This is a genomic window from Nocardia sp. NPDC049707 (assembly GCF_040674855.1).
GTDB lineage: Bacteria > Actinomycetota > Actinomycetes > Mycobacteriales > Mycobacteriaceae > Nocardia.
In genome coordinates this window covers 22,904-47,563 of sequence record NZ_JBFANN010000008.1, presented here as the reverse complement: position 1 = coordinate 47,563, position 24,660 = coordinate 22,904, and the positions used below count along the sequence as shown (strand labels likewise).

Sequence of the window (24,660 nt, the reverse complement as noted above, 5' to 3'; positions counted from 1 at the left end):
ATAAGCTACATGCGTTCGATATGGCGAACACTTGATCGGAACACACTCTCCGGGATCGCGACGGTACTACTCGCGATCGGGCTGATCGGTGTTTCCTATGGCGCTAGCACCGTCACCTCCGGTTTTCCGATCTGGGTACCGATTGTGCTCGGGGTCGTCGTGCTGGCGGGCGGCGCGGAGTTCCTGTTCATCGGGATCATGGCCGCCGGTGGCAGCCCGATCGCGGCGGTGCTGGCCGGACTGCTGGTCAATGCCAGGCATCTGCCATATGGGCTGTCGGTGCCCGATGTGGTCGGCACCGGATGGCGACGATGGATCGGCGTCCATGTGATGAACGACGAATCCGTCGCGCTGGCCCTCGCCCAGCCCGATGTGGCGCGGCGACGGGCCGCGTATTGGGTGAGCGGGTTGGGTGTGCTCATCGCGTGGCCGGGTGGTGCGGCGATCGGTGCGCTGATCGGCTCGGTGCTGCCCGATACCGGCGCGATCGGGTTGGATGCGGTGTTCCCGGCGGTGCTGCTATCACTGGTCATGCCCGCTCTACGAGCACGCGGCACGCTGCGCGCGGCCTTGATCGGAGCGCTCGCGGCCGTGGCCAGTGCGCCGTTCCTGCCCCCGGGAATGCCTGTGCTGGTTGCGCTTTCGGGACTCTTCTGCGCGATCTCGAAGCGGGACAGCGAAGAGCCAGGCGAGGGGCAGGTATGAGCACACCGATCTTGCTGGCGGCCATGGGCGCCTTGTCCGCCGGTACCTATGCCTTCCGTTCGTCGGGGCCTGCTCTGCGCAATCGCATCCGGCTCCCGGAGCGAGTGACAAGGCTGCTGGAGATCGGCGCGGTCGTACTGTTGGCCGCGATGGTCGCCATCACCACCCTGCCCACCGGCTCCGGCCACCTCGGATTCGCCCTCCCCGCAGGCGTTCTCGTCGGTGGGCTGCTGGCCTGGCGCAACCAATCCATGCTGGCGGTAATCCTGGCCGCCGCGGCCACCACCGCCGTCCTGCGTCTGCTCGGCGTGTCCTGACTCCCAAGCCACGGTCGACACTGGGATCCGATCAGCCGCACCCCTTGCACGCACTCACAACGGAGGCGAAGCCCCGGAAGGGTGCCGGGGTGGCAGCTACCTGGGCGTGAGGGGTATACCGCCACCCTGACGGCGGGCAACGGAGCCATAGCGGGCATCGAGACGCAGCCAGGTCTTGGTGGCACGGACGCGAACGATCTCGGTGGACGGGATGCGGCGCGGATCGGCCTTATCACCGGAATGCGGGATGAAATCCATTGCGGTGAGTGCGAATACGACACGCATCGGGACCTGCACATGGGCGAGCGGCCCGGAGACGGTGAGCACCGTCTGGTCCAGCAGGGAGGCGGGCGGGCCATGGCTGCTGCCGTGTTCCTTCGCCAGTGCCGCACCCTGTTCGGCGAGATCGACGAGGGTGCGCGCGGGCACATCGTCGACATGTTCGAAGCCGACATCCGGCGGGAGCGCACCGCGCCAAGCCGAATCCATCGAATAGCCGAGATCGATCGGACTGGCGGACGGCAAACCGGCCAGCACCAGATCGGCACCGACGGTGACATCGTCGGTGCCGAGCTCGGCGACCACGGTACGCATTGCGAGCGCCTCGAAACCCGTTGCCACCCATGCGGACACGTACCGTTCCCCGCGACGGCGCAGACGCACCACCGCCGCGGGATCCAGCCGAATGGCCCGGTTCAGAAAGGTCGCCAGATTCTCCCGCTCGGCCGGATCGGAAATTTCTAGGACGCGCTGTCCCGACATCAGTGCTCCCACATCACCACATCGCGGTCGCCACCGCATGACAACCGCAGTCCGCCACCACCACTACCCAACCGGATTCCGTCGGCACGACGCAAGCCGATGCCGACGACCGCTGCTCGACGGCCGAAGCCGGCCACTGCTGTCCAGCATCCAAAATCCGCCGCCCGAACGCCCCGGGCTCAGTCTTTCCACTGGGCGAGGTAATCCCGTTCGTTATCGGTGAGCCGACGCAGGCGCTGCGAGCGCATATCGAAGGCCGCGATCTGAGTGGAGGCGATCACCGCTGGCGGCGAGTCGGGGGCCGCGCCATTGGCCCGGACCTCGTAGCCGATGGTGAAATCGACCGCACGCAGCTGCTCGATCCACATGGCGATATCGAGCGGGCTGTCCTCGTGCCGCAGCTGGCCGCGGTAGCGGACCCGAAGGTCCGCCAGCACACAACCCTCGCGCAACGGTGCGGTCGGGCGTCCGTCCTCGAACAGCCACGGAATCCGCGCCTCCTCCAGCAGCGTCACCATGCGGGCATGGTTGACGTGCTGGAACACGTCCATGTCCGACCACCTGACGTCTACTTTGGCGTGGAAGCGCTTGGGCAGCAGCAGGCTGCCGCCGAGCGCCCTTCCATTGCCGTTGAGCGAACTGGTCAACGCGGTACCTCCGATTGAGCGCCCACCCCGCTCACCATGCTTCGCACTTGCCGCGCCGCAACCGACAGCGTGGCGAGATCGTGGGTTCCGGACTCGAACAACTCCGACAGCGCGGCCCGAGCGCGCCCGAGCCGGGACTGGTTTTTCGACTCCCAGTATGCAATCTTCTCGTCCGCTGTCTCCTCCGGGTCACCGCCGGAGAGCACATCGAGGGTCAGCGAGCGCAGCGATCCGTACATATCGTCGCGCAGTGCGAGCCGGGCCAGCGCATGCCAGCGATCACCGCGTTCCAGGTGACTGACCGCTTGCAACAGCCAATCGATCTTGAGGTGATCATTGAGCGCGTAGTACAGCGAGCCGACCTCGTCGCCGCTGCGATCGGTGATATCTGCGATATCCAACACATCGAGCAGCGGGAACATATTCAGCAACCCGAAGACCTCGGTGGCGAGGTCGGTCGGCGCGCCGCGCGCGATCACCTCGGCGGACTGGTCGGTGAGCGTCGAGACATGATGCCCGCGCAGCCAGCCTGGCACCTTCGGTGCCAGTTCCCGCACGCCCCGGCTGTACCGGTTGATCTCCGCACCGACCGCGATCGGCTGCGGGCGGTTGCTCAGCAACCAGCGCGAGGCGCGGTCCAGCGTCCGCTTGGTCTCCAGCTCGAGTTCGTCACGCACCGATACCGGGGCGTCGGTGGCCCGGATCCGCGTCCACATATCGTGCAGATCGAAGATCTCGCTGGCCGCCGCGAATGCGCGCACAGCGTCGGTCGAGCTGGCACCGATCTCCTCGTTCAGCCGATGGGCGTAGGTGATGCCGCCGTAGTCGACCATCTCGTTCACCACCATGGTTGTGGTGATCTCGCGACGCAGTCGGTGCCGCTTGATGGCGGTACCGAAGCGGTCGCGCAGCGGTGTCGGGAAGTAGTTCGGCAGCCGGGTGGCGAAGTACGCGATATCCGGCAGATCGGTTTCGAGCAGATCGGCCTTGAGCGAAAGCTTCACGTGTGCCATGAGATTGGCCAATTCCGGTGAGGCCAGACCTGTGCCCTGTTCGAGCCGGTGCTTGATCTCCACTTCCGAAGGCAGCGCCTCCAACTCGCGATCCACCCCGCGTTGCGCCTCCAGGTCTTCGATGAGTCGCTGGTGCACATTCAGCATCCGGGGCGCCTCCGCCCGGGAGATGCCCATCAGGAAGTTCTGAGAGACGTTGTCCTGCAACACCATCTGACCGACCTCATCGGTCATCGAGGCGAGCAGCGGATTGCGTTCGGCCTCGGGCAGTACGCCCGCGCTGACCACACCGTCGAGCAACACCTTGATATTGACCTCGTGGTCGGAGCAGTCGACACCGGCCGAGTTGTCCAGTGCGTCGGTGTTCATCTTGCCGCCATTGCGGCAGAACTCGATTCGGCCGAGCGCGGTCGCACCCAGATTGCCGCCCTCGCCGATCACCTTGGCCCGCAACTGATTTCCATTGACGCGCACCGCGTCATTGGACTTGTCGCCGACCTCTGCATTGGTCTCGGTGCTCGCCTTGATATAGGTGCCGATGCCGCCGTTCCACAGCAGCTGCACTGGCGCGAGCAGGATCGCCCGCACCAGTTCCGGCGGCGACAGCGCGACCACCTCGTCGGCCAACCCCAATGCCTTTCGCGCCTGCGGGCTGATCGGCACCGATTTCACGGTCCGATCCCAGACGCCACCGCCGGTGCTGATCAGCGAGGTGTCGTAATCGGCCCAGGACGAGCGCGGCAGCGCGAACATCCGCTGCCGCTCCCGGAACGACGGCGCCGCATCGGGCTCCGGGTCCAGGAAGATGTGCCGGTGGTCGAAGGCAGCCACCAGGCGGATGTGCTCGGACAGCAGCATGCCGTTGCCGAATACATCGCCACTCATATCGCCGACCCCGACCACGGTGAAATCGGTGGTCTGCGTATCGATATCCATCTCTTGGAAGTGGCGTTTCACGCTCTCCCAGGCGCCCCTGGCGGTAATGCCCATCGCCTTGTGGTCGTAACCCGCCGAACCACCGGAGGCGAAGGCGTCACCGAGCCAGAACCCGTAGCGCTGGGCCACATCGTTGGCGATATCGGAGAAGGTCGCGGTGCCCTTGTCGGCGGCGACCACCAGGTAGGTGTCGTCGCCGTCACGGCGGATTACCCGCTCGGGCGGCAGTACCGCACCGGTCGCGCGGTCGACATTATCGGTGACATCGAGCAGACCGGAGATGAACGTGCGATAGCATTCGACGCCCTCCGCGCCGAGTGCCTGCCGGTCCGCGGTCGGATCACCGGTGGCCGGGGGCGGCTGCTTGACTACGAATCCGCCCTTGGCGCCAACCGGCACGATGACCGCGTTCTTCACCGCCTGCGCCTTCACCAGGCCCAGGATCTCGGTGCGGAAGTCCTCGAGCCGGTCCGACCAGCGCAATCCGCCACGCGCCACCGGACCGAAGCGCAGATGCACACCTTCGACTCGCGGCGAATATACGAAGATCTCGAATTGCGGCCTCGGCTTGGGCAATTCGGCGATCTCGCGCGGTTCCACCTTCACCGAGATGTACGCGCGCGAATTGCCCTGGGCGTCGGTCACGTAGTAGTTCGTCCGCAGCGTCGCTTTGACCAGCGACAGGATCGCCCGCAGGATCCGGTCGGCGTCCAAGCTGACGACCTCATCGATGCGGCCGCGGACCAGGGTCTCCGAATCGCACGCGTGCTCGGCCGATTCGGTATCCGGATCGAACCGCGCCGTGAACAGATCGACGAACAACCGCGCGATATCTGGATAGGCGAGCAGCACCCTGGTGATATTCGCCTGGCTGTACGGGAAGTCGGCCTGCTGCAGGTACTTCGCGTACATCCGCAGGATCGATACCGCACGCCACGACAGCCGGGCTCGCAGCACGAGTTCATTGAGCCCGTCGGCCTCGGCACGCCCGAACCAGACCGCTTCGAAGGCCTCGGTGAACCGGTCGTGCAGGCCGCGCTCCTCGGATTCGAGCACAGCGGCTCCGGCCGAGGACTCCAGCAGTTCGGCGTCCAGATCCCGGTCCAGTGAACTGCGCAGCAGTTCTGGCCGAGCCAGCAAGCCGAAGTCATAGATCCAGCGTTCCCCGCCCTCATCGCCGACCACCGGATCCAGCAGAATCTGATACGGCCGCTCGTCGACCACCTCGACACCGAGGCTCTGCAGCACCGGCAGTACCTGGCTCAGCGAGATGCCGCTGCCGCCGATGTAGAGCGTGAACCGCCACGAACCCGGCACCGAATCCGCACGGCGATACAGGTATTGGTCGATCGAGCCAGCGGAGAGGCCCTCCAGCCGGGCCACATCGGCCAGGGCGCGCTCGGCGGCGAAATCCTGTTTGTAAGCCTCAGGAAAGGCCTCGGCGTAACGCTGTACGACGCCGGGATCCAGCACGGTCGAGGTGCTCACCGCGTCGTTGAGGCGGTCGTCCCAGGTGTGCGTCGCATCGGAGAGCAGGCTCTGGATGCGCAGCCGATTGGCCTCGGAGGTGTCGGCTTGGGCCACCGATTCGCGCGGCACCCCGTGCTCGGACTCCGGCATGCGCACCGTGAAATACACACTGGCCAGCTCACTTTCGCTGACCCGCGCGGAGTAGTCGATGGAGACACCGCCCAGTTCGCGCACCAGGATTTCCTGCATCTCCAACCGCACCCGCGTGGTGTAGCGATCCCGAGGCAGATAGACCAGGCACGCGACGAACCGGCCGTAGCCGTCCGAACGCAGGAACAGCCGAACCTGTCGGCGCAGACCGACATTCAGCACCGCGGTCGCGGTGCGACGCATGGTCTCGGCATCGGAGGAGAACAGTTCGGTGCGCGGGAACGATTGGATGACCTCGAGCATCGCCTGTCCGGAGAACGAATCCAGATCGAAGCCGCTCTCCTCGATCACCGCACGCACCCGGCGCTCGATCACCGGGATATCCAGGACGTTCTCATGTACCGCGGTCACGGTGAAGACACCGATGAACAGGTGCTCACCGACGATCGTGCCGGACTCGTCGAAGTCGGCGACGCCGATGAAGTACGGGTACACCGAGCGGTGCACGGTGGCGGGCACCAGGCCCTGGGTGAGCATGAGCAGCGGGCGGTCGCCGGTGTTGATCGGCACCCGGAAGTCGGTGCCGGAATCGGGGCGCAGCACGCCGAGGCAGGTAGCGGGCAGCGGATTCGAGACCATCTGTCCCTGCTCGGCGCTGAGCCGGTAGCGGGCGTAGCCGAGCACGGTGAAATTGCCACTGGCCAACCAGCGCAACAGATTCGCGGTATCGACCAGATCGGTATCGGAGAACGGCGCGTGGCCGGATTTCGCCGCCAACTCCAGCTCATCGGCCAGAGTGCTCTGCACCTGTTTGATGGCCTCGGTATCACCGATGACCTGACGCACATCCGCGACCACATCCGGCATCGACTGCTCGATCCGATCCAGCAGGGCCGGACTGGTCGACGGGTGCAGCTGCAGATGCATCCACGATTCGCGCAGGCCTCCGGCGCCGTTGCTGTCGACCTCGTGCGGCGCGGCGCTGGTCAGCCGTCCCTCCGGATCGCGCGTCACCTCGAAGATCGGGTGGATCACCTCGCTCACGCTGACGCCCATCCGGCTCAGCGACGAGGTGATCGACTCCACTAGTAGCGGCATATCGTCGGTGACCAACTGCACCGCGGCGCCGAGTCCGGAGCCATCATCGGAGTGGTAGACCCGTACCAGCGCCTGCCCGACTGGGCGGGTCATCGCGAGTTCCATATGCCGCCGGAAGATCTGGGTGATCCCGGTGATCGCGCAGTCCACATCGCCCGCGTCGACGTGGCGGAAATACGCCTCCTCGAGGGGGGCGAGTTCACCGCGCAGCGACTGCGGCAAACCCGCGGCCCACGCCGCTGTGTTTACCCGCCCCGCCGGCTGCGCCGGCTGCCGTCCCCCATCGGACAATTCGGACGAGACCGTCATTTTTTCGCCAACTCCTCGGATTCGGTTCCGCAACAAAGTGACGCCGGTCCGAGAGTAGCTGTGCCTTGCTGACGCGCGGGTGAAATCCCTTCTAAATGCAGGGTGTTCACCGATACCGCAGCGTTCGCCGCTTGATTGCCGAGGTGGATGGTCCCGGCACAGCACCCGGTCGGACCGGCAACGTCAGGTAGACGCAATCGCGATGGTAGCGACCCAATGTCGGGACTGCGCCTGCACATGCACGGTCCCCACCATAGCCAGATCTTTGGCAGGGTGTGCGTCGACCGCATTTCCTTCGATGAAGACACTGCGCGGTACCTGTTCGCCGCAGTTCCTTCGGAAGAATGACCGTTCGACACCGTCATGCACAGATGTGATCGCCTCGGCACCGGTTCGCAACCCGGTGCGGCGGCCCGGCGCCGAACGGTCTTCGGCGATGGCGACCGTGGATTGCTCGGACTGCATCTGCGCATGCACACTCCAACCTTATCGCCGTGACTTATGCATATGACACATCGTGGCGGAACTCAGGCCTTATTCATGAAGGAGATGAACAGCGAGGCATCGAGCGCCGCGGCACGCATCGGCAAACAAGAGGCACTGGTGCAGATCGGCTCGATGCGCGCGGGTCGGGTGCGGTGATCGGCACACGCACGTTCAGGTCGTCAACGATTTCCTTCGTCCTCGGGAAACCGGAACCACCCTGCCCGACCTTTTCGCCGAGGACGTCTTCTACTACTTCACTGCCGCGAAATGGTCCAAGTCGATGCGATCGCGGGTCCATCATCGACCTGTCGGTGTACTGCAGTGAGCGAGGTACTCGGCGACCAGCCAAGCCGGCATACCGGTGTCGCCTCCACGACCTGGACGACGAAATCGCCGAGGCTACTTCATGGTCCGACGCAGCCAGCCCCCACACACACCGTCTACGTGAACGTGACGCTCTCCTCGAGCAACCCGCCGCCACCGCGAAGCCACAACTGGGCGACCGGTTCGAAGGCCGAGCGCGCCATGGCGCAGCGCGCACAGCAATCGTCGCTGCACTGAAACACTTCCGTTCGGCGGGGCAGTGCACGGCAACCGCCCCGCCGAACGCCGGACTCAGCCGCGGGTGAGCTTGCGATGCGTCACCCGATGCGGGCGGGCCGCTTCCGGGCCGAGGCGGTCGATCTTATTGGCCTCGTATGCCTCGAAGTTGCCCTCGAACCAGAACCACTTGGCCTCGTTGTCACTATCGCCCTCCCACGCCAGGATGTGGGTGCAGGTACGGTCGAGGAACCAGCGGTCGTGGGAGATGACCACGGCGCAGCCCGGGAACTGCTCGAGCGCGTTCTCCAGCGAACCCAGCGTTTCCACGTCGAGGTCGTTGGTCGGCTCGTCGAGCAGGATCAGGTTGCCGCCCTGCTTGAGGGTGAGCGCGAGGTTCAGGCGGTTGCGCTCACCACCGGAAAGCACCCCGGCCGGCTTCTGCTGGTCCGGCCCCTTGAAGCCGAATGCGCTGACGTAGGCGCGCGAGGGCATCTCCTGGTTGCCGACCTCGATGAAGTCCAGCCCGTCGGAGACGACCTGCCAGACATTCTTCTTCGGGTCGATGCCCGCGCGGTTCTGGTCGACGTAACTCAGCTTGACCGTCTCACCGACCTTCACCTCACCGCTATCGGGCGACTCGAGGCCGACGATCGTCTTGAACAGTGTGGTCTTACCAACACCGTTCGGACCGATGACACCGACGATGCCGTTGCGCGGCAAGGTGAACGACAGATCCTTGATGAGCTGACGGTCGCCGAAGCCCTTGTCCAGATGCTCGACCTCGACGACCACATTGCCCAGGCGCGGACCCGCCGGGATCTGGATCTCCTCGAAGTCCAACTTCCTGTGCTTCTCGGCCTCGGCTGCCATCTCCTCGTACCGGCCGAGGCGGGCCTTGTTCTTGGCCTGGCGGGCCTTGGCGCCCGAACGCACCCAGGCCAGTTCCTCCTTGAGCCGCTTCTGCAGCTTCTGATCCTTCTTGCCCTGGACCTCGAGACGCTGGGCCTTTTTCTCCAGGTAGGTGGAGTAGTTGCCCTCATAGGGGTGGGTCCGGCCGCGGTCGAGTTCGAGGATCCACTCGGCGACATTGTCGAGGAAGTACCGGTCGTGGGTGACGGCAAGGACGGCGCCCTGGTAGGTGGCCAGGTGCTGTTCGAGCCACAGCACGCTCTCGGCGTCGAGGTGGTTGGTCGGTTCGTCGAGCAGCAGCAGATCGGGCTTGCTGAGCAGCAGCTTGCACAGCGCGACGCGGCGGCGCTCACCACCGGAGAGGTTGGTGACCGGCTCGTCCGGCGGCGGGCAGCGCAGTGCGTCCATGGCCTGTTCGAGCTGGGAGTCGACATCCCAGGCGTCGGCGTGATCGAGGTACTCCTGCAGCTTGCCCATTTCGTCCATGAGCTCATCGGAGTAGTCGGTGGCCATGAGTTCGGCGATCTCGTTGAAGCGATCCAGCTTCACCTTGACCTCGCCGAGGCCCTCCTCGACATTGCCGCGAACCGTCTTCTCCTCGTTCAGCGGCGGCTCCTGCTGCAGGATGCCCACCGTGGCGCCCGACGCGAGGAAGGCGTCTCCGTTATTCGGCTGGTCCAGTCCGGCCATGATCTTCAGCACGCTGGATTTACCTGCGCCATTGGGGCCGACGACGCCGATCTTCGCGCCGGGAAGGAAGTCCAAGGTGACATCGTCGAGCACGACCTTGTCGCCGTGCGCCTTGCGAACCTTCTTCATTTGGTAGATGAACTCAGCCATACGGGAAAGCCTATCGGTGTGGGTGTCAATGGAATGCAGCAGAGCCACCACTGTCGCCGGGGTATCCGACCTGTGGTCAGGCGTCGACTGGCTCGGTATCCGCGAGTTGAGGTGGTGCGGTCGTCGCGTCCTCCCCCGGTCCCTCCCCATCGACGCGTGCACGGTCATCAGCGCTGGATCGGTCACAACTATTCCGTGCCAGGGTACTGGGTCCGGACACCGCGCCCGAAACCGCGCGCCGGACCACATGTGCGGTGCAGCGGGACAGGTCCGGTCCGATCGAGGTGGCGCGCATCTCGACGTCGCGCCGCTCCACGCCATCCCTGGCCCGATACTCGTGGGTGCGCAACTGCCCGTGGGCGATGATCGGATCACCGCGACGCAGTGAGGCGTCGACACCGACCACCAGCCGACGCCAGCAGCTGACAGTGAGATAAAGAGTCCCGGCGTCGACCCATTCACTCGTCTCCGGATTGAACCGCCGAGAATTGCTCGCCATCCGGAACGTCACCACCTGCTCGCCATTGGTCAGATCCCGCTTGACCGGATGCGTCACCACGGTCCCGATCACGGTCACCATCGCTTCGTACATCGTTGCGCCCCTTTATATTTCGATCCGTCAGACTCTCGGGTGTTACTTCCCTTCAAGCCTGACGGCTCCGAACCCCTCCGGCCGCCCCAATTCCCGAATGTGGACAACTTCGCCACATGTGGACAGTCGCAGCTTCACAAACCCCAGCGGAGTTAGATGGCCGACAGATCGGTATTGGCGCCACACAGCACGATCACCGGCCGCTCGCCCTCGGCAGGCACATACGCACCGCTCTGCACGGCGGCCAATGCCGCCGCACCCGCAAGTTCCACCACGATCCGGAATTCGCGCCACAGATATTCGCGAGCGGTCGAGATGGCGTCATCGGTCACCAGCAACGATCGGACCTCGTAGCGACGCGCGATATCCAGCGCAATATCCCCGATTCGATTGGCCCCCAAGGAGTCCATCGCGATGCTGCGGACATTCACATCCACCGGCCGGTCCGCGAGCAGTGCGGCGTTCAGCGTCGGAATACCCTCCGGCTCGACCCCGACCACCTGCTGGCGCCGCCCCAGCGCCGCCGCGATCCCGGCGACCAGCCCGCCGCCACCGACCGCGACCAGCACCGACGGCCGCCCGCGCACCTGCTCCTCCAGCTCCAGTCCAACCACACCCGCACCGGCGACCACGGCGGGCAGATCGTAGGCGTGCAACTGCAACGCGCCCCGCTCTTCGGCCAGATCGCTCGCGTATTTGTACGCCTCGGCGTAAGTCGTTCCGTGCCACAGCACTTCGGCACCGTAGGACCACATCGCGGCCACCTTGGTATGCGGTGCCGACTCCGGAACCACCACCGTGCACGTCTTGCTGAGCCGAGCCGAAGCCAGCGCGGCCGCGATCCCGGCATTGCCCGCGGACGCGATCACCACGTGGTCGACCTGCGCGGGCGACTCCAACAGCGCATTGAAACTGCCGCGCACCTTGAATGTCCCACCATGCTGCAGGTACTCGAGTTTCAGCGTGACCGGAACCAGCCCGTTCGGTCCGATGATCGAGGTATGGAAGACCGGCGTCTTGCGCACCTGCCCGGCCAGCCGTCTGCGGGCCACCCGCACATCGGACCGATAAACCCGTCGGGCGTGCCTGTTCTCCACCACCGCGGTACTCCGCTCACTCACGCTTGCACCTCGATGGGGCTCAATGACGTATTCCTCGATCACGTTTGGCCAATTCGGCGAACATGGCATTGTGGGCGGCCAACTCCGCGTTGTGGTCGCGGTCGGCGGCCCGGTCGGTTCGTTTCGCGAGTTTCGCATCGCTGCGCGACCACTGGATGAGCAGTGCCAACATCACAACGACCAACGGCACCTCACCGCTGGCCCAGGCCAGGCTACCGCCGGTGCGTTGATCACCGAGCAGGTCGTTGTTCCAGCCGAGGGCAAGAGTGCTGAAGAACCATCCACCCATCACGGTGGTCATGCTCATCAGCGCAATGCCGAAGAAGGCATGGAAGGGCAGGGAACCGAAGATCATGCCCAGTTTGGTCAGCGGCTGCACCTGGCGCGGCTTGGGGTCGATGCCGATGACCACCCAATAGAACAGATAGCCGCTCAGCAGGAAATGCAGATTCATCATCAGATGCGCGGCATGGGAATCGACGAACGAGTCGTAGATACCGCCCATGTACAGGGCGTAGAACCCGCCGACGAAGATCACCGAGGCGACGATCGGATGGGTCAGAAAACGCGAGACCGGATTGTGCACCGCGGCCAGAATCCACTCCCGCGGCCCTGGCACGCCACCGCGCCCGGCCGCGGGCAACGCCCGCAGCGCCAGGGTGACCGCACCGCCGAGCGCGAACAGAATCGGCGCCAGCATCGATAACGCCATGTGCTGTCCCATGTGCACGCTGAACACCGCGGGCGAATACCGTCCCACCCCGGATGAGGTGGTGAAAAGCAGGATGGCGCAGGCCGACAACCAGGCGATGGTCCGGCCGATCGGCCAGGCGTCGCCCCGCGCGCGCAACCGCCGTACCCCCATCAGGTACAGCACGGCAAGCACGATGGCCAGCGTGCCGAAGATCAAGTCGAAGCGCCAGTCGAACAGGATTCGCGATGCCGTGGGCGGGCCATCGAGGTTGTAGCCGAGTTTCACCTCGGCGGGTGTCGGCACACTGGTCGGCGGCGGTGGCGGCGTGCGCCCCAACCCAACGGCCAGACCCATGGTCGCCGCGAAGATCAGCACCTCCAACCCGCCGAAGCGGATGAGCGCGGCGCGGTCCCGCGGATTCGCGGCGAGTGCGGGCAGGCTGGCGCGGCGTTGCAGATATCCGAATACGCCGAGCACTACCAGTGCACCGGCCTTCGCGATGACGAGTCGGCCGTAGGTGGTGGTGAACAGATCGCTCCACGGCACCCGCACCCAGGAATTGATCACACCGCTGACACCGATCACGACAAAGGCGATGGTGGCAGTGAGCGAGAACCGCCGGGCCGCGATATCGGTGTGCTCGCCGCCGCGCATCGCGTGCGCGAGCACCGCGAACAATCCGCCGACCCACACCGCGGCCGAAACCAGGTGCAGGATCAGGCTGTTGGTGGCCAGGTCGTGCGCGCCGCCTGCGGCCGAATGCCCGGTCAGCGCCAGCGGCATCATGGTCACGATCGCGCCGCCGAACAGCACCGGGACCCAACCCCAACGCAGCGCAAGTCGGCAACCCACCGCGACGATGAGCGCGAACACCGCCGTCACCCGCCATGCCTGGGCCAGCTCTACTTGGCCGATCGCGTGCCACAGCTGCTCCGGCCGCCAGATCTGCCCCACTGGCTGCCCGGTGGTGTCCGACACCGTCAGCGGAATGAGCAGCGCCGCACAGCACGCCCAGGTCAACGCGAAGTTCGAGGCGCGCCGCACCGCGCGATATCCGCCGACATCGAGCAGCCCATCGGACTGCGGCGGCACCAGGAATGCGGCGAGCAGCAGCGAGCCGACGGTCAGCGCCGCGGCCAGATCGGCGAGCGCGCGCACCGCGGGCAGGCCATAGGTGGTCAACGGCCCCGGATCCGGAATACCGAGCAGACTCAGCGCCTGTGCCGCCGACAGTCCGACGATCATCGCGGCAACCACCGCTGCGATCGCACCGGCCAGCACTGTCAGCGTCGTAAAGGTCGCCCCGGAGCCCGGCTTACCCGCTTCGAGCTCGGGGACGGCGGACGGGTCCTGCGGTGACGACATGGCACTGAGCGTAGTCGGCCCTTGATACGTGGCCCGGTGGGGTTTGGGCCGATAAGGTGGCAAACGGATCGGAGGTGCGATGTCGATCATGCCGCGACTCGTTTGGCCCGCACACCATAGGTGGCTGAAATGTTGCTGAGGCTAAGAACCTAGCCACCTGGACGGTCGCTATAATTGCCGCGCTGGACAGCACGGCCAATGTCGGCCATCGTGGAACCCGCTGCCTCCGTAGCTCAGTTGGATAGAGCAAGGGCCTTCTAATCCCTAGGTCGCAGGTTCGATTCCTGCCGGGGGCACCACGCAGCCCGTCTCTTCGCGTTTATGCGGGTAGACGGGCACCGCGTACGTCGCCTCGCCCGCTGTCGACCGTACGCGGATCCAACCTCGAGGGTTCGCCCCCGAGTCACATCTAGGAACTCACCGATTCAGTTGTCATGTCTGTGACCGATTTCCCATCCGGATAGCCCGAAGTATGCAGAGGTCACGGCCTGCCGTGGGATATGTACCACACCAGCCCACGCCTTAAACGGGGTGAACCAGACTTCTTCAGCGACGCGCTGCGCCCGGCTTCGAAGTCCAAGTCGCTGCCCGGTTCGGCAACCGGTCGGGCAGCCGAGCCTGTCCCGCCAATCCTTCTCCCATGGCCACTAGGTTTGCGTCATGCCGGTAACGACCACCTCGTATCACCACGGCGATCTGCCCGAGACGAGTTGCCGGGGCCGACTTCCTCAGGGACCCGCCGAGACCCTGCCGGTGTTTCTCATAGGACGGTTCGGAGTCCACATTGTGAGCAGACCGACATTGTGAGCAGACCGGTTGAACCAGTCGTCGCGGTGGATCGTAGTACGGGGGACGAATTGCGATCGACGCATCGTCGAAGTGCGACGAAGGGTTCGAAAGATGAGTTCAGCCAAACGTTTTCAGCGTGCCACGGTGTCGGTCGCGGCCGCCGCTGTCGTGCTCGCGGGCCTGCTCAGCGCCTGTGGCGGCGAGAAAAGTAGCCAAGCGGTGGTGCAGCCGTCCACGGCCGCAACAGTGGTGTCCAGCGCGGGGCAGGCGCCCGCGGTAGCGAAAACGCAAGGCTGGCTGAAGATCTACGATGGCCAGGCCCCGGCCGGGACCACGAATATGGTGCAACTTCGGGTGACCAGCAATCCTGCTGTCGGACAGTTTGTTTCGGATGGATCGGGGCGGTCGCTGTACCGGTTCGACAAGGATACGGCGGCACCTTCGGTATCCAACTGCTCCGGGCAGTGCGCCGTGAATTGGCCGCCGCTGACCGTGAACCGCGATCAGGCGCTCTACGCCGGGGGCGTCGATCCCCAGCTCGTCGGATTCATCGAACGTGCCGACGGCTCCTGCCAGATCACCATCGACGGTTGGCCGGTGTACTACTTCTCGAAAGACACCACGCCGGGTGACCTGCTCGGTCAAGGTGTCGGCGGAACGTGGTTCGCGGTCACTCCGAACGGCGGCAAGGCTCTGAACAAGTGAGTACAACGGCCCCGGACGCCGCCGATCGGCTGTCTGCTCAGCTGTCGAGTTTCAGCAATTCCCACGACAGCAGATCTGTCAGCCCAGGATCTTCGGCCCGCCACGCGCTATAGACCTGGTATACGAGATCCATTCCGGCAAAGCCGGATAAACCGGTAATCCTGGCATGGTAGTGCTGGTCCGGACCACCGGCGCGGAACTCGACGCGTAATCGACATCGACTTCCTCGTCGCGGTCCGGGTCCTGGTCACCGACGTAGTCGAGGTGGATCTGGAATATCGGCAACAAGTAACTATCCGCAGATCGCCGCCACCGCACCGGCGAGCAACGACAACCCCCGATCCAGTTCGTCGTCGCCGATTGTCAACGGCGGCAGCAGCTTTACCACCTCATCGGCCGAACCCGAGGTCTCCACGAGCAGCCCGCGTTCGAAGGCGAGTTGGCACACCTTGCCCGCGCGGGAGGCTTCTTCGAACACGATGCCGTGCACCAACCCGCGCCCACGCGTCGAGACACCGGGAAACGCCGCCGCGATTTCGGCGAGCGCGTGCGCCACGCGTTCCCCTTTGGCCAGCGTAGAGATCTCCAGCGCGCGATCGGACCAGTAGTGCTCGAGCGCGACCCGCGCGGTGACGAACGCCGTATTGTTGCCACGGAAGGTGCCGTTGTGCTCACCAGGCGCCCACTGATCGAGTTCGGGCTTGAAAAGCACCAGCGCCATGGGCAACCCGTATCCGCCGATCGATTTCGACAGCGTCACGATGTCGGGGGTGATGCCCGCGAACTCGAACGAGAAAAATCCACCGGTCCGTCCGCAACCCATCTGCACATCGTCGACGATCAGCAGAATTCCGCGCGCACCGCACAATTCGGCCAGCTGCCGCAGCCATTCCGCGCGTGCGACATTGACCCCGCCCTCACCTTGCACCGTCTCCACGATCACCGCGGCGGGCTGGTCCAAACCCGAGGACGCATGGTCCAATGCGCGCCGCATCCAGCGCAGATCGTCGGCTTCATCGAGGAAGCCGTCGTACGGCATGGGCATCGCATGTGGCAGCGGGACACCGGCAGCGGCACGTTTGGCGGCGTTGCCGGTCACCGATAGCGCGCCGAGCGACATCCCATGGAAGGCGTTCGTGAAGTTGAGTACGGTCTGGCGTCCGGTGACCTTGCGAGCTAGTTTCAATGCCGCCTCGACCGCATTCGCGCCGGTCGGACCAGGGAACTGCACCTTGTAGTCCAGCCCGCGCGGTTCGAAAACCGTGTCGCGCAAGGCCTCGAGCAGCCGCCGCTTGGCGATGGTCGACATATCGAGGCTGTGCGTGATCCCGTCACCGACGATGTAGTCCAGCAACGCCCGCTTCAGCACCGGATTGTTGTGGCCGTAGTTGAGTGCGCCCGCGCCGGCGAAGAAGTCCAGGTAGTCCTTGCCGTTCTCATCGCGCAGCCAGGCGCCGCTGCCGGTGTCGAAGACGGTCGGCCAGGCCCGGCAGTACCCACGCACGTTCGACTCGAGCGTCTCGAAAACGGTCATCGCAGTGGTGTTTCGAGCGACCTGCAAGCAGTCGCTAGCGTCGACAGTCATCGCGATCCTTCCTGTCGTGCGCGATCGCCCATGAGGCAAATCTGAAGTGACTGTGTTTCTAACATTGGTGCAGCGGGTTTGTCGCACTTTTCCAAAAATCGCGCGCTGACCTACCGCGCGTCCCCCAACGCGCCGTAGAGTCAACCGTTTGTGCGGGGCAAAGTAGAGGGCAACAGATCGCAACTCGCCGCACTGCACGCACTCCGAACCGCGCGGCTGTACCTGTACCTCATCCGAGCCGGCTTCCGGCGCCAATCCCAGTACAAACTCGCGATGTTCGCCGGCCTGTTCACCAACTGCGTCTTCGGATTCGTGCGCGCGGCGGTGATGATTTCGGCGGTGCGGGCCTCCGGCGGCTTCGGCGGTTACGACGCGGGATCGATCGGCGCCTACGTCTGGCTATCCCAGGGACTGCTCGGCGCGACCCAATTCATGGGACCACCACTGGAATTGGTGGATCGGGTCAAGAACGGCGATATCGCGATCGACTTCTTGCGTCCGGTCGATGTCCAATTCAGCTATCTCGCCATCGATCTCGGCCGCGCGGCGTGCACCTTCCTGCCGCGCGGCGTGCCGAGCGTACTGGTCGGCATCCTGACCTTCGGACTGGTCATGCCGGGTACGCCGGGGCCCTACGTGCTCGGGCTGGTCAGCGTGCTGCTGGCCGTCGCGTTGTCATTTCTCTGCCTTTTCGCCGTCGGATTGATCGGATTCTGGGTGGTGGAAACCCGTGGGCTCCGAGTGCTATACCAGATTTGCGGCACGTTTCTGGCCGGGCTGTTTGTGCCGGTCCACATGTTCCCGGCATGGCTCCGTACCGTCGCGCATGCCACTCCGTTCCCATCGATCCTGCAGTCGCCGATCGATGTCCTGTCGGGTCGGGTCACCGGGATGGATGCCGTGATGGTCGTCGCCGCGCAAGCGTTCTGGGTACTCGCGGTCGGCGCGGTCGGCCGGGCGCTGCTGGTGGCCGGGCGCCGCAGACTGGAGGTGCAGGGTGGTTGAGCCCCCGTATACGCCCCCACCGGCCGGCACCTGGTTCACTCCCTATGCCGCGGTGTTGCGCTCGCGGATGCGAGCCCAGCGCGCATACCGATTGTCCTTCGCCAGTGAGATATTCAGCGCCTTCCTGATCGGCATCGTCGAATTCGTCGAGGTGTGGGTCATCTACCACAATGTCCATCTGCTCGGCGGGCTCGATCTCGACGCTGCACTCCTGCTGTTCGGTCTCAGCAACACCGGATTCGCACTGGCCCAAGTCCTGTTCGGCCACCTGGATTCACTACCGACGCTCATCCGACTCGGCGTGCTCGACGCCTATCACCTACGACCCCAGCCACTCCTGCTGCAGCTCATCACCAGCGACATCTCGCTGCGTCGATTCGCCCGTGCCTCGGTGGCGATCATCGTCCTCGGACTCGGTCTCGTTCGCAACGATCTCACCTGGGGTCCACAAACTCTCGCGCTGCTGACGACTACCCTGCTCAGCGGCATCGCCCTCTTCGGCGGCCTGTTCGTCTGCGCCGCCGGCGCGCAGTTCTACCTGATCGACGGTGCCGAACTGACCAACAGCTTCACCTACGGCGGCTCCTTCGCCGCCATGCAACCGGCTTCGGTATTTCCGACATCGCTGAAGCTGGTATTCGGCCTCGCCATTCCGGTCGCGTTCACCGCGTACCTACCGACCATCGCACTGCTGCACCTACCCGGCCCCCCGCTGCTGCCGGCCTGGCTGGCCTGGTGCGCACCGTTGGCGGCGCTGTGGGTGTGGCTGCTCGCATTGGGTCTGTGGCGACTGGGCACTCGGCACTATCAGGGAGGCGGCGGATAAGCGTGGCGGACAGTGAGTTATCGGACTCGATCATCGAGGTCGACAACCTGACAAGGCAATTCACTCTATTTCGGAGAAACGGGCGGCGCTGGCGACACAGCCGCGAAACGCTCACCGCGGTCGACCGGATGACGTTTCGCATCGAACGCGGTTCGGCGGTCGGCTATATCGGCGCGAACGGGGCGGGCAAGTCGACCACAATCAAAATGCTGACCGGGATCCTGGTCCCTACCTCAGGCACTGTGCGCACTTGCGGCCTGGACCCGGTGCGACAGCGGCGCGAACTCGCCGCCCGGATCGGGGTGGTATTCGGGCAGCGCTCCCAGCTGTGGTGGGATCTACCACTGCGCGAATCATTTTCGATTCTGACCGCGATCCATCGGCTGGAATCCGATGTCGCGCAGAAACGTACCTACGAGTTGGTCGAACAATTGGAGATGGCCGAGACGCTGGACACTCCGGTGCGTCAGCTCTCGCTCGGGCAGCGCATGCGGGCCGAGGTCGCCGCGGCGCTGCTGCACTCCCCCGAACTGGTCATTCTCGACGAGCCGACCATCGGCCTCGATGTGCTGTCGAAACAGCGGTTACGTGAGTTCCTACGCGCCGAACGCTCCGAGCGCGGCACCACCCTGTTGCTGACCACGCACGATATGGGCGATATCGAACGGCTCTGTGATCGGGTGCTCGTCGTCGACCGCGGCAGTCTGGTGTACGACGGTTCACTGACCGGACTCGCGGCGCGGGTCGGTGCCCGGCGGGTGCTGGTCGTCGATCTGGCCGAACCGACCCGCAATCTCGACGATGTGCCCAGCGCCGAGCTGTTGACCAGCGAGGGCGGCGGCATGCGCCAGCGATTGGCCTTCGATGCCGAATCGACCACCGCCGCACAGGTTCTCGCTGCCGTCTCCGAGCGCGCCGAGGTTCGCGACCTGTCCATAGAGGAGCCGGACATCGAGGACGTCGTCCGGCGGATCTATGAATCCGCCTGGTGACCGACGCCGGTGTCCGGCTCCCGATTCGGTTGATATTCAGTTGTTTTCGGGTTCCCGAGCTCCTTGGTCGAGCCGGAACGGCGGGTATTCGTCACGCATCAGCGAGGCGTACGCACCCACCCGGATGGCCCACCGGTGCAGGCCGAGCAGAAAATCGAACAGCCCCTTCGGATAAACCGCCGTGAACAGCAGTGCCACCACCGCGACCAGCAGCAGCGCGTTGGCCAGCGTGAATCCGCCCCAGTCATCCCTGCCGCCCATACTCGCACTGAAAATCGCACCGAGGATCAGGTAGTGCGGAATGGCCAGCAGCCACCATTTCACCAGCACCAGACCACGACTCAGCTGCTCGGGATAGTCGATCTCCAAGTCCGCCGGATAATCCGGGTCGGACTGCAGACTGAACGGCGGATACCTATCGGTGCCTAGCACGGAGTAAGCGTAGAAGCCGACCCGCCAGCCCCACCGCATGACGCCGACATTGAAGTCGAACAGTGCGCGCGGATAGTTACCGGTGATCAGAATCGCGAAGAATGCGACCACCGAGACGATCACGTACGCGATGTACAGAAAAACCAGAATAATGGCGTGTGGGATGGCCAGGATCCATTTGACCAACCACATCCATCGCGATAGCGCGGGATCGAGATCTCCTCGGACACGAACCGGATTGGCCGGGCTAGCCGCAGCGACGGTGTTCTCGGGCTCCATAATCAATGCTCCTTCCAGGTGCTTCGATGCCTCGACAAACGGGAGGAATGTCCTGATTGTCCCGTAGCGAACGTCCGGGTCACACCACATTCCGATACCGACACGCCAACGAAAAGGTGGCTGCCGCCGTGGCGAATCGCGCAGTGCCGCAACGGCCCTGCCGCGGGCCTCAGCTCGGCGCCTGCCCCTGGGCCGAGTACAGACTGACCTCGCCCTCCTCACCGAGGAAGGCGTTCACCAGCATGATCTGCCCGGCCTCCAGCTCGTCCGGGTCGGGGGCACTGGTGGTGATCGAGATCTGCGGAATCACCGCCCAGTTCACGACATAGCGTTCCGGCGGTCCGTCGTCGTCGGACAGGCGCGCGAGTCGGAATACCGACACCGTCTTGCGGATGATGAGCGTGCGCACCACCTCGGCAATTCGCTCCGGATCTTCCAGCGCGAACATGAACCCGAACGTCAATTCGGGCGAAGACACATAGGCGGGCACAAACACCGAGGCTAGTCGATCGAACGATGTCGCGCTCGCACTCCCCCGAAGTGGTTGCTGCCCATGCGCTCAGCGATTTCCCGAGGGTCGGAATGTCGGCAGATATGTGACCGATCCGTAACGGATCATAACGATTTCCCGGCAGCTCATCTGCTTTTACACCATACTATTGCGCCGATTCGACTATCGCGCTTTCCTGAAAAGGTCCCGATTTTCTCGGGCCGTCTTCCTCATCGCATCGTCGCGGATTTCCCGGTTTCTTTGGCGTGCTGATGGCTGTGTGGGCGGCGATCCGGGTGCGGGGCTGCGCCGGAGCCGAGGGGTGCCCCTCCATGAAATCCTCCTCGGCCCTGGCGCATCCAAATACACACCCATCGTCACCGCAGGGGCGTGCATCATGCCTACCGAATACGCAACGGGTCGTATCGGAGCCGACGAGCTGCCATCGCCATCGGCGCTACTGCGCGCATTTCGCGAACCCCACGATCCGAATCGACACCGGCACCGTGTGCTGGACGCGGGACGCGAACTGGTCGAATGCCATGAACGCAGGCGCGATGCCCTGCGGGCGGCGCATGCGCCGGGCGTGTCGAGCGGATGCGTCGCGCAGTGCCTGCAACTCGTCGACCACGTCGACGTACAGCGCACCGAACTGGTCGGCCACATCGACAATTGGGTCGCCGACAATGTGCAGCACCGCACCGGCGCCTCGTTGCACACCGAGACCCTGGGCGCCGTCATCGATCGAATGGCGGCGAAATGGGTTGCGGCACAACATGCATTGGGTATGTCGGAATCGATCGAGCCGCCGCATCCACTGCAGTTGGACGATGACGCCCAGCTGCAGTGGAGCCGGTTGGCCGAACTGGCCGACGGGTACAAGGACCTGATCACCGATGTGACCGAGCACCGGCGCAGGCTGCCGGTGTGGTGATCACCCGGGGTTCTCCAGCCCCCTATCGATCGCTGTGGGGCTCGACCACTTCCGCGTCGACGAACGAGGTGCTCGGCTCGACTTCCGCGTCATAGGACACATCGGCCTCGTCGTCGACGAGTTCATCGGCGCGCTGCGCCGCGGCATCTTTGCGCGCGGCGGCCGCGGCCTCGTTCATCTCGATGGCGTCGGTGATCCACTCACCGATCTCCCGAGTGACCTCCGCGACGGTGCCGGCGATGATGTTCGCAATATTTCCGACGTGCCGCGCACCAGAGGAAGTCAATTCTTGAATCAGATCCTTGTTGCTTTCGAATTTCCCGATCATTCACACACCCACTTCGGTTGTGTTCCGTTGTCGCATCACGATAACACCGGACGTGGAATCCTTCCCGACCAAGAACGGCGGCAGTGCCAGTTCGAATATCTTCAGCCAGACCGATCCGACTTGCTTACCGAGCGAACCGGTGTGGTAGGGCATTCCATACTTTTCGCACAGCGCCCGGACCTGCGGGGCGATCTGCGGATAACGGTTCGCGGGCAGATCCGGGAACAGATGGTGCTCGATCTGGTGCGATAAATTGCCGGACATGATGTGGAACAGCTTGCCACCGGTGATATCGGCCGAGCCGAGCATCTGCCGGACATACCATTCACCGCGGGTCTCCTCGGCGGTCTCTTCTTCGGTGAACGTCTGCACGCCCGTGGGGAAGTGGCCGCAGAAGATGATGGAGAAGGCCCACAGGTTGCGCACCAGATTCGCGGCGACGTTTCCGGCGAGTGTGCTGATGAACAGCGGGCCGGTCAATGCCGGGAAGACGATGTAGTCCTTGAGCACCTGCCGACCGGCCTTGCGCCACTGGCCTTTCAGCAATCGCTTGATCTCCGACCAGCTCTTCTTGCCCCGGAGGATGTTCTCCACTTCCAGGTCATGGCCCATCACACCCCATTCGAACAGCACCATCAGCGCGAGGGCGTAGAGCGGCTGGCCGAGTCGCAGCGGATTCCATTGCTGGCCCTCGGTCATGCGCAGGATGCCGTAGCCGATATCACGATCCACGCCGTGGATATTGGTAAAGGTGTGGTGCATGTAGTTGTGCGAATGCTTCCACTGATCCGCCGGGCAGACCGTATCCCATTCGAACTCACGGGAATTCAGGCCGCGCTCGCGCATCCAGTCGTACTGGCCGTGCATGACATTGTGGCCGATCTCCATATTGTCCAGGATCTTCGACACACTCAGCGCGGCTACCGCAGCCAGCCAGAACGGCGGCAGGAAGCCGAGATACATCAGGCCGCGGCCGGCGATCTCGAAACCGCGCTGTGCCTTGATGATCGAGTAGATGTACTCGCGATCGCTATCGCCGAGATCGGCGACAACGCGAGCGCGCAGGTCGTCGAGGGCCCGGCCGAGTTCCTCGACCTGGTCCGGGCTCAGCACCAGCGGGCCGTCTTTCGTTTCGGTCAGAATTGTCATTGCTGTGATCCCTTGCCTTGTCAGATATCGATGTCGACATCGCCGACGGGCGCGTTGATGCAGAGCTGGATGGGCTGATCCGGATCGCTATCGGTTTCGCCGGTGCGCACGTTGCGTGTGCAGCCGGTGCGCCGAACCGCGGTGCAGGAGAAGCAGATACCCATCCGGCAGCCGTACTCCGGTGTCAGACCCGCGGCCTCGGCCTGCTCCAGCAGGACCGCGCCGTTGTTCTCGGCGCTGCGGCCGCTGGCCGAGAAGCTGACCGTGCCGAATGCCGCATCGGCGTCGACGGGGGTGGTGGACAGGGTGAATTCCTCGGTGTGCAGCCGCTCGCCCAGCTGCTCCGCCTCGAAAATCTTGCGCACTGCGGCCATCAGGCCCGGTGGCCCGCAGACGTAGGTCTCGCCATCGGCGAACCACGGTGCGACGCGTTCGAGTTGGTCGTTATCGAAATAACCGGAGCCATCGCTCGGATAGCGCAGTTCGATGCGGAAGTTCCTGCGCACCTGCGCAATCGCCTCCAGCTCGGCCCGATGCGGCACCGTCTCAGGCGATTTCGCATAGTGCAGGAAGGCGAGTTCGCCCGGATAGCCCTCATCCGCCAGCGTGCACAGCATGGACAGTACCGGGGTGATGCCGCTGCCGCCGCTGATCAGCAGCACCCGTTCGGGGCGTAGTTCGGGCAGCCGGAAGACACCGGCGGCCGGCTCCAGGCTGACCACCATGCCGGGCACGGCATTGCGGTAGAGGTATTGCGATACCAGGCCGCCCGGATGCGCGCTGACCGTCAATTGCAGATGCCGGTCGCGCCGCCCCGCCGGATTGACCGGTGAATAGCACCTGGTGTGCCGGATACCGTCGATTACCACGCCGATCCGCACGTATTGCCCCGCGACATGGCCGCGCCACTGCCGGGTGGGGCGCAGGGTCAGCGTCACCGAACCCGGCACCGAGCGGCGGACGTGGGTGATCTCCGCCCGCAACTCCCGAACCGTCAGTGTGGGGCGGACGAGTTCCAGGTAGCGGTCGAGCGAGTGCGGTGTGGTCAGGGTTTGCACCAGGTCGATGAGTCCCACCATGCGGATGCCTCTGCTTTCGGGCTGCGGCGTGCCCCGAACCGTCATTGACCAAGATTTCAGTGCACGCCTGTACACTCAACTAGTGTGACCGACGGACCGGGGGCAGTGTC

Annotated in this window: 21 protein-coding genes and 1 tRNA gene; 8 read left to right on the top strand and 14 right to left on the bottom strand. The window is 64.6% G+C overall.

Annotation, left to right across the window (positions count from 1 at the left end; all coding sequences use genetic code 11):
* The first annotated feature begins 9 nt into the window (after window positions 1-9).
* Together AB0J29_RS10390 and AB0J29_RS10385 are read left to right on the top strand one after the other, a co-directional pair.
* A complete protein-coding gene (locus AB0J29_RS10390) occupies window positions 10-705 on the top strand; it encodes an AzlC family ABC transporter permease (RefSeq protein ID WP_364782499.1) in 696 nt (231 codons plus the stop codon).
* A complete protein-coding gene (locus AB0J29_RS10385) occupies window positions 702-1,022 on the top strand; it encodes an AzlD domain-containing protein (RefSeq protein ID WP_364782496.1) in 321 nt (106 codons plus the stop codon). Before AB0J29_RS10390 ends, AB0J29_RS10385 begins: the two co-directional genes overlap by 4 nt.
* Window positions 1,023-1,118: 96 nt before the next feature.
* Here AB0J29_RS10385 and AB0J29_RS10380 read toward each other — a convergent pair whose 3' ends face one another.
* The 7 genes from AB0J29_RS10380 to AB0J29_RS10350 form a co-directional block, all read right to left on the bottom strand.
* On the bottom strand, window positions 1,119-1,784 hold the full coding sequence (locus AB0J29_RS10380; RefSeq protein WP_364782493.1) for a hypothetical protein: 666 nt from the start codon (window positions 1,782-1,784) through the stop codon (window positions 1,119-1,121).
* A gap of 179 nt (window positions 1,785-1,963) precedes the next feature.
* Entirely contained in the window at window positions 1,964-2,386 is a 423-nt protein-coding gene (locus AB0J29_RS10375) for a thioesterase family protein (protein WP_364782831.1), read from the bottom strand.
* A 41-nt stretch (window positions 2,387-2,427) separates the two neighbouring features.
* Window positions 2,428-7,407, bottom strand: a complete 4,980-nt coding sequence (locus AB0J29_RS10370; protein WP_364782490.1) for an NAD-glutamate dehydrogenase — start codon at window positions 7,405-7,407, stop codon at window positions 2,428-2,430.
* Window positions 7,408-8,508: 1,101 nt separating this feature from the next.
* Window positions 8,509-10,185 (bottom strand): energy-dependent translational throttle protein EttA, encoded by a 1,677-nt coding sequence (ettA, locus tag AB0J29_RS10365; RefSeq protein WP_364782487.1) that lies wholly within the window; start codon window positions 10,183-10,185, stop codon window positions 8,509-8,511.
* 76 nt (window positions 10,186-10,261) lie between these two features.
* Window positions 10,262-10,777, bottom strand: coding sequence for a single-stranded DNA-binding protein (locus AB0J29_RS10360; RefSeq protein ID WP_364782484.1), 516 nt, complete (start codon window positions 10,775-10,777; stop codon window positions 10,262-10,264).
* A 152-nt stretch (window positions 10,778-10,929) separates the two neighbouring features.
* Complete coding sequence (locus AB0J29_RS10355) at window positions 10,930-11,898, bottom strand: serine/threonine dehydratase (RefSeq protein WP_364782481.1); 969 nt, start codon at window positions 11,896-11,898, stop codon at window positions 10,930-10,932.
* A 19-nt stretch (window positions 11,899-11,917) separates the two neighbouring features.
* Window positions 11,918-13,957 carry a cytochrome c oxidase assembly protein gene (locus AB0J29_RS10350; RefSeq protein ID WP_364782478.1) on the bottom strand — a complete coding sequence of 680 codons (2,040 nt, stop codon included), beginning with the start codon at window positions 13,955-13,957 and terminating at the stop codon, window positions 11,918-11,920.
* Window positions 13,958-14,179: 222 nt separating this feature from the next.
* On the opposite strand from AB0J29_RS10350, the gene AB0J29_RS10345 reads away from it, so the two are divergent.
* Window positions 14,180-14,256, top strand: a tRNA-Arg gene (locus AB0J29_RS10345).
* Window positions 14,257-14,857: 601 nt separating this feature from the next.
* The gene (locus AB0J29_RS10340) at window positions 14,858-15,451 is read left to right on the top strand and encodes a hypothetical protein (RefSeq protein ID WP_364782475.1); all 594 of its coding nucleotides are present in this window, start codon (window positions 14,858-14,860) and stop codon (window positions 15,449-15,451) included.
* A 78-nt stretch (window positions 15,452-15,529) separates the two neighbouring features.
* On the opposite strand, the gene AB0J29_RS10335 is transcribed toward AB0J29_RS10340, so the two are convergent.
* Together AB0J29_RS10335 and ectB are read right to left on the bottom strand one after the other, a co-directional pair.
* Entirely contained in the window at window positions 15,530-15,736 is a 207-nt protein-coding gene (locus AB0J29_RS10335) for a hypothetical protein (RefSeq protein WP_364782472.1), read from the bottom strand.
* A gap of 7 nt (window positions 15,737-15,743) precedes the next feature.
* Window positions 15,744-17,036, bottom strand: a complete 1,293-nt coding sequence (gene ectB / locus AB0J29_RS10330) for a diaminobutyrate--2-oxoglutarate transaminase (protein ID WP_364782469.1) — start codon at window positions 17,034-17,036, stop codon at window positions 15,744-15,746.
* A 150-nt stretch (window positions 17,037-17,186) separates the two neighbouring features.
* Here ectB and AB0J29_RS10325 point away from each other — a divergent pair, with 150 nt between their 5' ends.
* The 3 genes from AB0J29_RS10325 to AB0J29_RS10315 all read left to right on the top strand — a co-directional run bounded on the left by AB0J29_RS10325 (window position 17,187) and on the right by AB0J29_RS10315 (window position 19,859).
* Window positions 17,187-18,041, top strand: a complete 855-nt coding sequence (locus tag AB0J29_RS10325) for an ABC-2 family transporter protein (RefSeq protein WP_364782466.1) — start codon at window positions 17,187-17,189, stop codon at window positions 18,039-18,041.
* Complete coding sequence (locus tag AB0J29_RS10320) at window positions 18,034-18,867, top strand: ABC-2 family transporter protein (RefSeq protein ID WP_364782463.1); 834 nt, start codon at window positions 18,034-18,036, stop codon at window positions 18,865-18,867. Before AB0J29_RS10325 ends, AB0J29_RS10320 begins: the two co-directional genes overlap by 8 nt.
* Before the next feature lie 128 nt (window positions 18,868-18,995).
* Window positions 18,996-19,859, top strand: a complete 864-nt coding sequence (locus tag AB0J29_RS10315) for an ATP-binding cassette domain-containing protein (RefSeq protein ID WP_364782460.1) — start codon at window positions 18,996-18,998, stop codon at window positions 19,857-19,859.
* A 36-nt stretch (window positions 19,860-19,895) separates the two neighbouring features.
* On the opposite strand, the gene AB0J29_RS10310 is transcribed toward AB0J29_RS10315, so the two are convergent.
* Window positions 19,896-20,570, bottom strand: a complete 675-nt coding sequence (locus AB0J29_RS10310; RefSeq protein ID WP_364782457.1) for a DUF4389 domain-containing protein — start codon at window positions 20,568-20,570, stop codon at window positions 19,896-19,898.
* 169 nt (window positions 20,571-20,739) lie between these two features.
* Window positions 20,740-21,018 carry a hypothetical protein gene (locus AB0J29_RS10305; RefSeq protein WP_364782454.1) on the bottom strand — a complete coding sequence of 93 codons (279 nt, stop codon included), beginning with the start codon at window positions 21,016-21,018 and terminating at the stop codon, window positions 20,740-20,742.
* Between the two features lie 439 nt (window positions 21,019-21,457).
* Between AB0J29_RS10305 and AB0J29_RS10300 the strand changes: the two genes are divergently transcribed.
* Complete coding sequence (locus tag AB0J29_RS10300; protein ID WP_364782451.1) at window positions 21,458-21,994, top strand: DUF4254 domain-containing protein; 537 nt, start codon at window positions 21,458-21,460, stop codon at window positions 21,992-21,994.
* A gap of 22 nt (window positions 21,995-22,016) precedes the next feature.
* Here the strand turns inward: AB0J29_RS10300 and AB0J29_RS10295 are convergent, their stop codons facing one another.
* The 3 genes from AB0J29_RS10295 to AB0J29_RS10285 are packed head-to-tail and all read right to left on the bottom strand — an operon-like array spanning window position 22,017 to window position 24,550.
* On the bottom strand, window positions 22,017-22,322 hold the full coding sequence (locus AB0J29_RS10295; protein ID WP_364782448.1) for a hypothetical protein: 306 nt from the start codon (window positions 22,320-22,322) through the stop codon (window positions 22,017-22,019).
* Complete coding sequence (locus tag AB0J29_RS10290) at window positions 22,323-23,471, bottom strand: acyl-CoA desaturase (protein ID WP_364782445.1); 1,149 nt, start codon at window positions 23,469-23,471, stop codon at window positions 22,323-22,325.
* Between the two features lie 20 nt (window positions 23,472-23,491).
* On the bottom strand, window positions 23,492-24,550 hold the full coding sequence (locus AB0J29_RS10285; RefSeq protein ID WP_364782442.1) for an FAD-binding oxidoreductase: 1,059 nt from the start codon (window positions 24,548-24,550) through the stop codon (window positions 23,492-23,494).
* Between the last annotated feature and the right edge of the window lie 110 nt (window positions 24,551-24,660).